Here is a 13255-nt window from a genome sequence, read left to right on the forward strand (position 1 = left end):
GCCGCCCGGCCGATCACCCCCGCCGTGCTGGCCGCTCCCCGCGCAGCGCGTTGCGGTGATAGGCGGCCTTCAGGCGAACGGTCAGCGCCGGGCGTAGCGTGAGGCCCAACTGGTCGGCCTGGCCGCGGTAGCGCAGGTCGGGCATGCCGTAGTCGCCCTGGCTGCGCCATTGGGCTTCGTTGACCCGATATTGCGCCAGCCGCAGGTTGCAGTAGTCCCCCAGTTGGCGTGCGAGACGCGCATCGGCTGCCGGCAGGCGCCAGCCGGCGGCGACCTGGGCTTCCTTGGCGCAGGCGGACAGGGCCGTCTGGGCGCGGGCGAAGGCCGCGGTGCGTGTTGCGGGATCGGTACGCAGCCAGAACGCGCCGAATTGATCGTAGCGCGTCATGGTGTCGACAAAGCGGATGAGGGCGGCGTCGAAGCGCAACGTATCGGTGCGCTGGCTGTACAGCAGGCCGCCCAGCAGGGCCAGCGCGCCGAGCGCGATGGCAAAGGCATCGCGGCCGGCGTGCGGGCGCCGAGCGGCCCAGGCATAGCCCCAGGCCAGCACGCCACCGCCGAGCAGGCCGCCGATATGGTTGGCATTGTCGATGCCGTCGATGATCAGGCCCAGTGCCAGGTTGAGCACGATCACCTGGCCGATCTGCCGCAGCGCCTGCCGCCCGCCCGGCCCGGCCCGGTGGCGTTCGGCCAGCAGCAGCGCAAAGCAGGCGCCAGCGAGCCCCATGATGGCGCCGGAGGCCCCGGCGCTGATGGTGGCGGCGTTCCACAGCGTGCTGGCCAGCCCGCCGGCCAGGCCGGCGACAAGGTAGAGCAGGCTGAAGCGCACCGGGCCGAGCTGACGTTCCAGCAGGGGGCCGAGGATGGCGAGCGAGTACATGTTGACCAGCAGGTGCACCACACCGATATGCAGGAACATGCTGGAAAGCAGCCGCCACGGCTCGCCACCCAGCGTCAGGCCATGCTGGTTGGCGCCCCAGCGCACCAGTTCGCCGCCGGCCGCGCCCCACAGCGACACGCCTTGCAGCAACTGGAGCAGCATGACCAGCACATTGGCACCCAACAGCAACAGGGTGACCGGGCTGCGGCGGAACCAGGAGGGCGGGGGCAGGATGGACATGGTGTGCGGTCTGGCAGGGACGGGATGGGGCGGCATGCCGCCGCCGACAGGATATTACCCTTGCCGCCGCCCAGGGCGGTAGGCACAGCGCGGCTGCATTTTGCAATGCAGCATGGACACACCGGCTGGCACTGGCGACGGCACCATTCCCACCGTGGGCCTGCGTGGCGCGTGTTATCTATTGAGACAAGAGGCCGGCAACGGTCCAACCTGTCCGGAGAAGCAGCGATGGCACACGACTACCACGGGATCGCCCGCGAGATCCTGGCCTTGCTCGGCGGCGCCGGCAATATTGCGCAACTGACCCATTGCATCACCCGGCTGCGGCTGGTGCTGCACGACCCGTCGCTGGCGCAGACCGAGGCGTTGCAGGCGATTCCGCTGGTCAAGGCAGCCCTTGCCAGTGCCGGCGGCTATCAGATCGTGATCGGCGCGGGCGAGGTGGAGCAGGTGCATGCCGAGCTGGCCAAGCTGGTGGCAGCGGCGCCCGCTGATGCGCCGCCGCCAGCGGCGGTGCACGCAGTCCCGGCGGCAGGCGAGCCGGACTACCGCCATGTGGCCGGCGACATCCTGGCTGCGCTGGGCGGCGCCGAGAACGTGGAACAGCTGACCTACTGCCTGACCCGGCTGCGCTGCGTGCTGCGCGACGACCGTCGTGCCCAGCTCGACGTGCTGCAGGCGGTGCCGTTGGTCAAGGGCGCGCTGGCCGCGGCCGGGCTGCATCAGATCGTGATCGGCCCGGACGAGGCCCGCCGGGTGTACGACGAGCTGACCGAACTGATCGGCGCGGCCCGGATGGCGGCGCCGCCGTCGGCGGAGCCGCGCTTGCGCGAGGTGGGCGCCCGGGCGCTGCAATCGCCGCAGCGCATCGTGCGCATGTTCGCCGATGTGTTCGTGCCCATCCTGCCCGCCATCGTCGCTGCCGGCCTGCTGATGGGCATCAACAACCTGCTGGGCGTGCGCGGCCTGTTCTTCGACGGGGAGAGCGTGCTGACCGCGTTGCCGCAGCTCGACGGCCTGTGGCGCATGATCAGCCTGATGGCCAGCACCTCGCTGGTGTTCCTGCCCGCACTGGTGGGGTGGGCGGCGGCCCGCCGTTTCGGCGGCAGCGAACTCCTGGGGTTGGTGCTGGGATTGATGCTGGTGCACCCGCAGCTGCTCAACGCCTCGCACTATGGCCGGGCCGCTGCCGGCATCAACGGCGCCGCGGTACCGTATTTCGATATTCTGGGGCTGTTCCAGGTGGAGCAGGTGGGCTACCAGGGGCAGATCCTGCCGATGCTGGTCACCGCCTGGGTGATGAGCCGGGTGGAGCTGTGGCTGCGCGCGCGGGTGGCGCCGAACATGCAGATGCTGATCGTGCCGATCACCACGCTGGTGGTCAGCGGCGTGCTGGCGCTGGCGGTGATCGGCCCGGTGACGCGTCATGCCGGTGGCGGCATCGCGCAGATGATCGTCTGGCTGTTCCAGAGCGCGCCGCTCCTGGGCGGGCTGCTGTTCGGGCTGCTGTACGCGCCACTGGTGGCCACCGGCATGCACCATATGTTCCTCGCCGCCGATCTGCAGCTGATGGCGGTGCAGGGCGGCACCTTCATCTGGCCGATGATCGCGCTGTGCAACGTCGCGCAGGGCAGCGCGGCGCTGGCGATGGCGTGGATCGCCAAGGCCGGCAACGAGCGCGGCATGGACTGGACCTCGGCGCTGTCGGCCTATTTCGGCATTGCCGAGCCGGCGCTGTTCGGGGTCAACCTGCGGCACAAGTTTCCGTTCTATGCCGCGCTGATCGGCTCGGCCATGGCCACCACACTGGTGTCGATGCACCACGTGACCGCCAGCGCCATCGGCGTGGGCGGGCTGCCGGCGGTGATCTCGGTGGTGCCGGCGCAGATCCCGGTGTATCTGGTCGGGGTGCTGATCGTGCTGCTGGTGCCGCTGGGCCTCACCTGGTTGCTGTCCAAGCGTTATCGCCGCCTGGAAATCACCGATCCGGTGCTGGTCAGCGCGTAGGGGGGAGCCGCAATGCAGGATTGGAAGCGCAGCACGATCTATCAGATCTATCCCAAGAGCTTTCGCAGTGCGCGGGGCGGGTCGACCGGCGATCTGGCCGGGGTGATCGAGAAACTCGACTACCTGCAGTGGCTGGGGGTGGATTACCTGTGGTTGACGCCGATCTACGTCTCGCCGCAGCGTGACAATGGCTACGACGTGGCCGACTACCATGCGATCGATCCGCGCTACGGCAGCATGGCCGACTTCGAGCGGCTGGTGGCCGAGGCGGGCGCGCGCGGGTTGAAGATCATGATGGACATCGTGGTCAACCACACGTCGACTGACCACGCCTGGTTCCAGGCGGCGCGCCAGTCGCGCGACAACCCGTACCGGGATTACTACCTGTGGCGCGATGCGCCGAACAACTGGCAATCCAAGTTCGGCGGCCCGGCCTGGCAGTACGACGAGCGTACCGGACAGTACTATCTGCATCTCTTTGACGTGAGCCAGGCTGACCTGAACTGGGAAAACCCGGCGATGCGGCGCGATATCCACGCGATGATGCGTTTCTGGCTGGACAAGGGCGTAGCCGGGTTCCGGCTGGATGTGATCAATCTGATCAGCAAGCCGCCCGATTTCCCCGAGGACGACAGTGACGGGCGCCGCTTCTACACCGATGGCCCGCGCATCCACGACCATCTGCAGGAAATGCACCGCGAGGTGTTCGCCGGCCGCGACGTGCTGACGGTGGGCGAGATGTCCTCCACCTCGCTGGCGCATTGCATCCGCTATTCGCATCCCGATGAGCGCGAGTTGTCGATGACCTTCAACTTCCACCATCTGAAGGTCGACTATCCGGGCGGTGAAAAGTGGGTGGCGGTGCCGTACGACTTTGTCGCGCTCAAGCGCATCCTCTCGGAATGGCAGGAGGGCATGCACCTGGGCTGTGGCTGGAACGCGATCTTCTGGTGCAACCACGACCAGCCACGCGTGGTCAGCCGCTTCGGTGACGACGGGCGCTACCGGGTACAGTCGGCCAAGCTGCTTGCCACCGTGCTGCACGGTCTGCAGGGCACGCCCTATGTGTACCAGGGCGAGGAAATCGGCATGGCCAACCCGGGATTCGGGCACATCGAGCAATACCGCGACGTGGAGACGCTCAATGCCTGGCGCCGGCTGGTCACGGCCGGAGTGCCGGCCGAGACCGCGATGGCGGCGATCCGGCAGAAGTCGCGCGACAACGCGCGCACGCCGATGCAGTGGGATGCGGGCGCCCATGGCGGGTTTTCCAGCGCCGAACCGTGGATCGGCCTCGCGCCCGATTGGTGTGAGGTGAATGTGGCGGCGCAACGCAGCGATCCGGATTCGGTGCTGCATCACTACCGTCATCTGATCGGCCTGCGCAAGGCGTATCCGGTACTGGTGGAGGGGGCCTATCGCTGCCTGAGCCTCGACGATCCGCGCATCTGGGCCTATCTGCGCCAATCATCCGATGCCTTGCTGCTGGTGGTGGGCAACTTCAGTGCCGAGACCGTGCGCTATACGGTCCCGGCGGGCACCGTGCCTGACGGTGCGACCGAGCTGCTGAGCGCCAACTACCCGTCGCCGCCACCACTTGCCGCGCAGATCCCGCTGCGCCCGTACGAGGCGGTGATGTGGCATTGTCGACTGTCCGCCGGCTGAAGCCGGCGTAGGCCCGGCTCAGTCCGGTTGTGCCGCCCACGCTGGAAACGGATCGTCGAATCCGGCCGGATCGGTGGCCTGCGCAAGTTCGGCGTCGGTCAGCAGGCAGGCGTCCAGCATGGCGCGCAATGCCGGCTCGTCCAGCCCGATACCGATCAGCACCAGCTCCTGCTGCCGATCGCCATGGCGCGGGTCCCAGTCCGCCTCGATCAGCGCGACGCTCTCCTCGTCCTGAGGCCAGTGCCGGCGCGGTACCGCGGCCCACCAATGGCCTGCGCCGCCATGGCGTGCGCTGCCGCCGGCCTGTGACCACTGGCCGACGAGCTGCGGGCGGCTTGCCAGCCAGAAATGGCCTTTCGAGCGCAGTACGCCCGGCCAGTCGGCGTGGATGCACGCCCAGAAGCGGCGCGGGTGCAATGGCCGCCGCGCGCGCCAGACCAGGCTCGTGATGCCGTAGGCCTCGGTTTCGGGCATGTGCTCGCCGCGCAGTTCGGCAAGCCAGCCGGGGGCCACCGCGGCAGCGTCGAAATCGAAACGCCCGGTGTTGAGCACGCGTGCCAGCGGCACTTGGCCAAAGCACCCACGGACGAGGTCCGCCCGTGGGTTGAGCGCACGCAGGATGCCTTCCAGGCGCTCAAGCTCGGCCGGTGCCACCAGGTCCGTCTTGTTCAAAACCAGCACGTCGCAGAACTCCACCTGCTCGATCAGCAGCTCGACCACGTTGCGGCTGTCTTCCGCCCCGAGGGCATGACCGCGTTCGGCCAGCGAATCGCGGCTGTCGTAGTCGCGCAGGAAATGGGCGGCATCGATGACGGTGACCAGGGTATCGAGCCGGGCCACGTCAGAGAGGCTGGCGTCATGCTCGTCGCGGAAGGTGAAGGTCTCGGCCACCGGCAGTGGCTCGGAAATACCGCTCGACTCGATCAGCAGGTAGTCGAAGCGCTGTTGCGCCGCCAATTCGCGGATCTGCAGCAGCAGGTCTTCGCGCAGCGTGCAGCAGATGCAGCCGTTGCTCATGGCCACCAGCTTCTCCTCGGTGTGCGACAGCGCGGCGCCGCCTTCGCGGATCAGGCGCGCATCCACGTTCACTGCGGACATGTCGTTGACGATCACCGCCACGCGCAGCCCTTCGCGGTTATGCAGCACGTGATTGAGCAGCGTGGTCTTGCCGGCACCCAGAAAGCCGGACAACACGGTGACCGGCAGACGTGGATCGGAAACGGGATGCATGAGGGCCTCCTACGGTCGGGCCGACCGTTATATCATCGGCAGCCTCGTATAGGCAATTGAGTTGCAAAAGCAATTCGATTTCATAAGGCCGATACAACCGGACGATGATACTGGTCGACGCGACGGGTACCGCAGTGCGGCAATCAAAGAAGGGCGGGGGGATGCCACAGCGCGGATGGCACGATGGGCAGGATGCCCCTGGTGTTGCGGCGCAGGTGCGGATGGGCCGTGTTCCGGCCGGGCGACCTGGGAAAGTGGATGCAGCATGGCTGCGGGTAACAGGCCCGCATAGCGCCGGCAGGCGCAGACGTAGGCCTTGGCGGGCTCACGGGGCGGAGGCTGTACCTGGCAGCCCTGGTCGTGCCGGCCACAAAGGGGGGCGGTACGGATCGGTCCGATCAACGCCAATCGCCCGTGGTACGAGGTACCACGGGCGATTGGCGCTCCGCGCTTGGTTGGCAACACGATGCCGGATCGGGAAACACCCTGTCCGATATCGTGTTGCTGCTGCACAGCTCCGTTACGCGCAGGCTGTGCAAGCCGGCCCAAAGGCGGTGAAGCTGCAGGGTCTGATGTTGAAAGCGCTGCCCTGCTGGGCTTTCAGCCGCCGCCGTATGCTTTCAGGGCTGGTTTGGCTGTTTACCCTGGCCGGCCCAGCTCCAGCTGGGATAGAACACCTCGTTCACCGTGGCGTTGTTGCCGATGAACATGGCATGCGGGTTGTTCACGGTATACCACTCGGTGGCCGACGAATGATTGAGTTCAATTATCACGTTGCCATAGATACCGTACGGCCCGGATACCGACGAATTGCCGTAGGCGGCAAATTGGGTCTGCCCGCCCATGTCCAATTTGCCCACCGAGCTTTCACGGGTGATCTCGACGGAAGATTTGCCCCAGATCGCCAATGCGTCGACACGTGTCTTGTGGTCGGCGAGGAAATAGCCGTTGGCCGATGTCTGCACTGCCTTGAACCGGTTCGGCGCACTGGATTTGGCCATCGACGTATCGCGCACGTCCAGCGTGATCAGCTCGTTGCCGGCTTTGAATTCGGCGCTCGATGCGCCGATGACCAGCACGTCGTTGCCATCCGGGGCGCTGTTGAGATTGGCCAGGAACAGGCTGCTGCTGTCGGTGACATTGAACTGGGCCAGTGGCACGTTCCAGTCCGCCTTGGCATTGGTGGTGATGCGGTCGATCTCGACGCTCGAATTGGCCTGGGCCGTCACCGCCGCCATGCCTAGGGGCACATTGATGTGGAAATTGGCCAGACGAGCCGACCCCGACTGCACCAGAATCGCACTTTGATCGCCCGTGGGTTGACTAACCCGCACCGTGCCGGGCCGGGTCGGATCGCTGATGATCTCCACACCGTGGCGGTCGATCCGCAGCGGCCCCTGGCATTCGCCGGAGATGACGAATTTCACCTTCTCGTCAGCCCAGACCTTTTTCTCCACGGCCTTCTTCAGGGCCATCGGTTCGTTGGCGCAGTTGATCCTCACCTGCGTCGCCCTGTTGTCCGCCGCGGCGGCCAGGCGGGCCTCTTCTGCCTGGGCCGGCTGCATAAGCAAGCCGGCTGCCATCGCCAGCGCCAGTGCATGGGTTGCGTGTTGCATAAAAACGTCCTCCTACTTGTGGAAATATGTTGTTGTATTTGAATCGATGCTTCGAACAGCAGCTACAGCGGTTAAACGTCCTTCAATCCGGCGGTTTGCGCTGCTCAGCGGTGCGGCCAAGCCAGACCAGGGCAGATGACCCTGACCACGACGCGGCCCGCAGACAGCAAGCAGATTCCACCACCTTGCCCGGCTACCAAAGGGGACCGTCGCCGCGGCCGCCGTGCCTTCCCACGCCACGGCGCCCGCGGTGTACGCGGCTTCGGGTAACCGCAGTTGCGTGACGGTCGGATACAGCTTGCCATCCCCAGTCGACATGCCCGCCTGCCGACCGCGTTGCCAAGATGGCGATACCGCTTGGCCAGACGTGGCCGGCACGCCTTGCCGACGATCCGAAACCGTCGGCGGTACGTCGGCCGTGTCGTGCCACAGGGCCCCTGCAATTGGCTGTTTCCGGCACACTTCGTCCAACTCACAGGCCGCCCGTGCCGTGAAGACCACTGCCAAGCCTGGAACGCCGGATCCATTCTAAGTGGGCTGCTTATGTCAGTAGAATGTCCTGTTTTTGCTTGAAATTTGTCTGATTCTGCGGCTATCCAGGCACTGTCCCGGGGCCGCTCTCGCAATGAGCAAGGCCCAGCCATGGCGACCATCTATTACGAACGTTTCGACCTTGACTTCGCCGCGGTGCACGATCCTGAGATCTCGCGCATGGTCGGCGTGCAGGCGTATCACCCCGCATCCTGTCCGGCGATGCGGCAGTACGGCCTCTATATGTGCGGCGTCGGCATTCCCAGCGGCCCGTGCGAGATCGAGCGGATCGATGCGCCGTTTCATGTGCTGCTCGTCTTGCTGGGCGGCACGGCCGAGTTGTATGAAGGGGAGCGGCGCTGGCGGGTCGGCCCCGGGCAGTACGGCGTGCTGCCTGCGCGCGGCCATCGCGGTTACCGGCGCATCGGCGATGCCCCGATGCGCCATGCGTGGTTCCTGCTGCTGGATGATGCGCGCTGGGAATCGCTCGATCGCAGCCGACCTTCGGTCGGCAGTACCGAGCACGGTGCGCGACTGTACGACGCCGTGTCGTTGTTCCAGCGTGAAGCGCAGCTGAACAGCGAAGGGGCCGCCGATGCGTTGATGCCGCAGGCGCTGGAAATTGTGAGTCGCCAGCTGGAGCGGTTGCTGGGGCTTGCCGGCGCACGGCCGGAGCGCGAGCAGCTCCTGATACGGCTGCTCGACGACATCCGCCGTGAGCCTGCCGCCGATTGGTCGGTGCCGATGTTGTGTGAGCGGGTCGGGCTGGGCGCCACGCAACTGTACCGGCTGTGCATGCGCCGCTACGGGCGGGCACCGGCGCAGCTGGTGTTCGATATCCGCATGCAGCTGGCACGCGATTGGCTGCTCAACGGCCGGCGGGTGGCCGACGCCGCCACTGCGCTTGGCTATCAGGAGATCGCCAGCTTTTCCCGCAGCTTCACCCGCCACTTCGGTTGTGCGCCCAGCCGGCTGGCGAAGGATATGAGCTGACCTGCCTGGGCTCCCGGGCCACGCAGGCTTGCTGTTTGCGTGCCTTGGGCTGCGGTGTCAGCCTCTGGCTTCGTGCAATTTCTCCTCCAGGACTTTGACAAGGCTGAGTGAACAGGCAGACGAACCGGCCCACTTCCTGTCATACGCTGCCAGGAAATCCGCCCTGAGGGCGGTTTCATCGCAACGTGCCCAATCATTCAATAGTTCCACCACCACGTGAATCGCATCTTGCAGATCTGCAATCTGTGCCACTTCCCGTCGCCTTGGGAAAATCCGTTGATTGCGATGCGCCAATGAACGGGAGGCAATAATGGCACGGTGGACAACCGCAAGGTAAGCGGTGAGATAGGGTTCGGGTGCAATCATCACCATTCTCCGGGTGGAAATGGCCTAGCGGCAGCATTGCGTGGCATCGGAGCGGAATCGGAATGCCGCATTGGGTCGGCCGGGCGATCGAATGCCTGGCGCAAGACGGGCAAAGCACTTCCGTTGCCTGAGGCCTGAATGCCAAGACGTGGATTTCAGCGACCCTTGCGCGATGGGCTGATGCTTGGTTCTTTGAAGGCGCGGAAAATCGGATCCAGGTGATGGAGTGCTGTTGCTGAATGGCATTTCCATCGAGACAAACGCGTTTTTTGAATCAACGCACTGCAATCGATTGTCCCGCCACCCATTGTGCAGGCTATGCCCCAGGGTCGTCGCTGCCCAAATCGGTTGATCTGCCGCCCTGCTCCGCTATTGCAGCATATCCTTTCCAATAAAGCGTTCTTTGCCGCTGAACCTGGCCACCAGGGCTTCCACTTCTTTTTTTCGGTTTTGTTTTGGCGAAAATAGACTGGCTGCGAGAAGGCGTGGAATTTATCAGGATGACGAACATAGGGCTTCTTGTTCCTGGCCTTGCACCGCGGTATCCCCTGCCGTGCGGTTCAGCCCGCTCAGTACGGCCTTGAGCGCGGCGGCGACGATGTGTTCGTCCACCCCGGCGCCAAAGCAGGTAGGGCCGTCGGCCACGCGCAACTCCACGTAGCAGGCCGCCTGCGCGGCGACGCCCTGGCCCAGTGCGTGTTCGTGGTAGTCCAGCACGGTGATCGGCACTGGCAAGGCCGCGGCCAGGGCGGCAAGCGGGCCGTGGCCGGCACCGCACACGGTCAGCGGCCGGCCCTGGTGGCGCAGCTCGACCTCGATCTGCACTTGCCCGGTGCCGTCGGCATGCGTTTCGTGCAGCCGGTGGCCCAGGTACTGCCATGGTCCGGCGCGGTCAAGGTATTCGCGGCGGAACAGGTCGAACAGCGCCTGCCCGGTCACTTCGCCGCCACTGCCGTCGGTGAGCTGCTGGATCGCGCGGGCGAACTCGATCTGCATGCGGCGCGGCAGGGCAAAGCCGTGCTCGTGTTCGAGCAGGTAGGCGACGCCGCCCTTGCCCGACTGGCTGTTGACCCGGATCACCGCGTCATAGCTGCGCCCCAGATCGGCCGGATCGATCGGCAGGTAGGGCACTTCCCAACAGCCGTCCGGCTGCTGCCGGGCCATGCCCTTCTTGATCGCATCCTGATGCGAGCCGGAAAACGCGGTGAACACCAGGTCACCTGCATACGGATGACGCGGGTGGACCGGCAGTTGGGTGCAGTGCTCGGCCACGCTGCGGATCGCGTCGATATCGGAAAAGTCGAGCCCTGGGTGCACGCCCTGGCTGTAGAGATTGAGCGCTAGCGTCACCAGATCGACATTGCCGGTGCGCTCGCCGCTGCCAAAGAGGCAGCCTTCGACCCGCTCGGCGCCGGCCATCAAGGCCAGCTCCGTCGCCGCCACCGCGCAGCCGCGGTCGTTATGCGGGTGTACGCTCAGGATCAGGCTGTCGCGCCGCGCCAGGTGCCGGTGCATCCACTCGATCTGGTCGGCATAGGTGTTGGGCGTGCTCATCTCCACCGTGGCTGGCAGGTTGACGATCATCTTGCGCTGCGGCGTCGGTTGCCAGATCCCGGATACCGCATCGCACACCTCCCTGGCGAACTCGATCTCGGCAGCCGAGAAGGTCTCCGGCGAATATTGGAACACCCATTCGGTCCCGGGTCTGGCGTCGGTCAACGCCTTGATCAGCCGGGTGCCTTCGACCGCGAGACGCTTCACGCCGGCACGATCGGTGTCGAATACGAGGCGACGCCAGGCCGGCGCGATCGGGTTGTACAGGTGCACGATGGCGCGGCGGGCTCCTTCCAGTGCCGCAATGGTGCGTTCGATCAGTTCGGGGCGGGCGGCGGTCAGGACCTCGATGGTGACATCGGCCGGGATCAGCGCTTCTTCGATCAACATGCGCACGAAGTCATAGTCGGTCTGCGAGGCGGATGGGAACGCCACCTCGATCTCCTTGAAGCCGATGCGTACCAGTGTTTCGAACATCAGGCGCTTTTTCTGCACACTCATCGGCTCGATCAATGCCTGGTTGCCATCGCGCAGATCCGTGCTCATCCAGATCGGCGGCGCAGTCAGCTGCCGGTCGGGCCAACGGCGGTCGGGCAGAGCAAGGGGGGTGAACGCGTGATACTTGGCGGCAGGAGAGGTCAGCATATCTTTTACAAAAAGTAGAATAATCGGTGTGTTAGACTGAGATCACTGTAGATTTCTTTGTGCTTCTCTGTCAAATTCTCTTTTTATTGGACTTTTTGTATAGGTGTGTGTTCGGGCAAGATTGCCAGTAGGCAAGCCGGCGGGAAGGGATTAGCCTCTGCGCTGCTGTTCTGATGCCACGGTCGTTTCATCAGGGCGGCAATATGGCGGCGCCTGCAGGCCGGGGCTCAGGCGGGCGATGCTGCGGTCGCGCCGGCCCGGGCGGAGGCAGGCAAGACCAGCAAGCGTATGGGGGCTGATGCTTGAACAACCAGGACAACTTCTATCCGCGCGTGGCTGCCCTTGGGGGCGGCACCGGACTTTCCGCACTGTTGCGCGGCCTTAAGCATTTTCCGCTCGATATCACCGCCATCGTCACCGTTGCCGATGATGGCGGCAGCTCCGGCGTGCTGCTGCGCCAGTTCGACATGCCGCCGCCCGGCGACATCCGCAACGTGCTGGTGGCGCTGTCCGAGGACGAAACGCTGCTGGGCAGCCTGTTCCAGTATCGATTTGCCACCGAGGATGCGCCTTACCTGGATGGCCATGCGCTCGGCAATCTGCTGATCTGCGCCATGCATGCACTTACCGGGGGCGATTTCGTGCAGGCGGTGGAGAACGTGGGTCGCGTGCTCAATATCAAAGGCCGGGTCTATCCGGTGGCTGCGTGCGCCGCGGTGCTCAAGGCGGAACTTGCAGACGGGCGCCTCGTGGCCGGCGAATCATTGTTGGCCACGCACGGCTCGCCGATCCGACGCGTGTTCTACGATGCTGTGGTGCCGGCCGTGCCGGCGGCGGTGCATGCAGTGGCGGAGGCCGACGTGATCGTGCTGGGGCCGGGCAGCCTCTATACCAGCGTGCTGCCCAATGTGCTGCTGCCGCAGGTGCGGGCGGCGATCAACGCCAATGAACGCGCCGACGTGGTGTATGTCTGCAATATCATGACCGAGGCTGGGGAAACCGATGGCTACGACGTGGCCGACCATCTGGATGCACTGCTGCGCCACGGCATCAGGCGGGTAGACCACGTCATCGTCAATGACGAGCCCATCCCCGACGTCATCCTGGCGCGTTACCGCGACGAGGGTGCCGCCAGCGTGCGGATCGATGCCGACCGGCTTGCCGCGTCCGGGGTCAATGTGATCCGGTCGCGCAATGCCAGTTTCCAGGACGGCATCGTGCGGCACGATCCGATCAAGACCGCCGCCAGTGTATTTGCAGTGGCGCTCGACCGGCTGTAGCCGGCGCCGCACGCTGTCTGCCACGTGGCGCTGGCCGGCCGTTTCGGCGGTGAAAGGACGGTAGGCGTGCCATACCAATTCGAATAAGCTTGATGGTCTGGGTGTCAGCAGATGCTTACGCACGGCCCCTGGGGCCCGGGTGGCCGCCCAACGCAGGCAGCCTGACGCCGGCATGCGCCGCCTGGACGCCCTGCTTTTCGAAGGCGGCCCCGCCGCCTTCCAATGTCATTCCAACTTATCCCAACCCA

The 13255-nt window shown here is 65.4% G+C and carries 9 protein-coding genes; 4 read left to right on the forward strand and 5 right to left on the reverse strand.

The window, feature by feature from the left end:
- Positions 1-13: 13 nt before the first annotated feature.
- The gene (locus N8I74_RS04365; RefSeq protein ID WP_263125707.1) at positions 14-1120 is read right to left on the reverse strand and encodes a rhomboid family intramembrane serine protease; all 1107 of its coding nucleotides are present in this window, start codon (positions 1118-1120) and stop codon (positions 14-16) included.
- Between the two features lie 228 nt (positions 1121-1348).
- On the opposite strand from N8I74_RS04365, the gene N8I74_RS04370 reads away from it, so the two are divergent.
- Complete coding sequence (locus N8I74_RS04370) at positions 1349-3127, forward strand: PTS transporter subunit EIIC (protein WP_263125708.1); 1779 nt, start codon at positions 1349-1351, stop codon at positions 3125-3127.
- A 12-nt stretch (positions 3128-3139) separates the two neighbouring features.
- Positions 3140-4792, forward strand: coding sequence for an alpha,alpha-phosphotrehalase (gene treC, locus N8I74_RS04375; protein ID WP_263125709.1), 1653 nt, complete (start codon positions 3140-3142; stop codon positions 4790-4792).
- Between the two features lie 18 nt (positions 4793-4810).
- On the opposite strand, the gene zigA is transcribed toward treC, so the two are convergent.
- Entirely contained in the window at positions 4811-6022 is a 1212-nt protein-coding gene (zigA, locus tag N8I74_RS04380) for a zinc metallochaperone GTPase ZigA (RefSeq protein ID WP_263125710.1), read from the reverse strand.
- A 620-nt stretch (positions 6023-6642) separates the two neighbouring features.
- The gene (locus N8I74_RS04385) at positions 6643-7638 is read right to left on the reverse strand and encodes a hypothetical protein (RefSeq protein ID WP_263125711.1); all 996 of its coding nucleotides are present in this window, start codon (positions 7636-7638) and stop codon (positions 6643-6645) included.
- Between the two features lie 642 nt (positions 7639-8280).
- Between N8I74_RS04385 and N8I74_RS04390 the strand changes: the two genes are divergently transcribed.
- A complete protein-coding gene (locus tag N8I74_RS04390; protein WP_263125712.1) occupies positions 8281-9162 on the forward strand; it encodes a helix-turn-helix domain-containing protein in 882 nt (293 codons plus the stop codon).
- 57 nt (positions 9163-9219) lie between these two features.
- Here N8I74_RS04390 and N8I74_RS04395 read toward each other — a convergent pair whose 3' ends face one another.
- Together N8I74_RS04395 and leuA are read right to left on the reverse strand one after the other, a co-directional pair.
- Positions 9220-9528 carry a hypothetical protein gene (locus tag N8I74_RS04395; RefSeq protein ID WP_263125713.1) on the reverse strand — a complete coding sequence of 103 codons (309 nt, stop codon included), beginning with the start codon at positions 9526-9528 and terminating at the stop codon, positions 9220-9222.
- Between the two features lie 495 nt (positions 9529-10023).
- On the reverse strand, positions 10024-11727 hold the full coding sequence (gene leuA / locus N8I74_RS04400) for a 2-isopropylmalate synthase (RefSeq protein WP_263125715.1): 1704 nt from the start codon (positions 11725-11727) through the stop codon (positions 10024-10026).
- A gap of 302 nt (positions 11728-12029) precedes the next feature.
- Between leuA and N8I74_RS04405 the strand changes: the two genes are divergently transcribed.
- A complete protein-coding gene (locus tag N8I74_RS04405) occupies positions 12030-13007 on the forward strand; it encodes a gluconeogenesis factor YvcK family protein (RefSeq protein ID WP_263125717.1) in 978 nt (325 codons plus the stop codon).
- Positions 13008-13255 lie beyond the last annotated feature (248 nt).

The organism is Chitiniphilus purpureus (assembly GCF_025642115.1).
Lineage (GTDB): Bacteria > Pseudomonadota > Gammaproteobacteria > Burkholderiales > Chitinibacteraceae > Chitiniphilus > Chitiniphilus purpureus.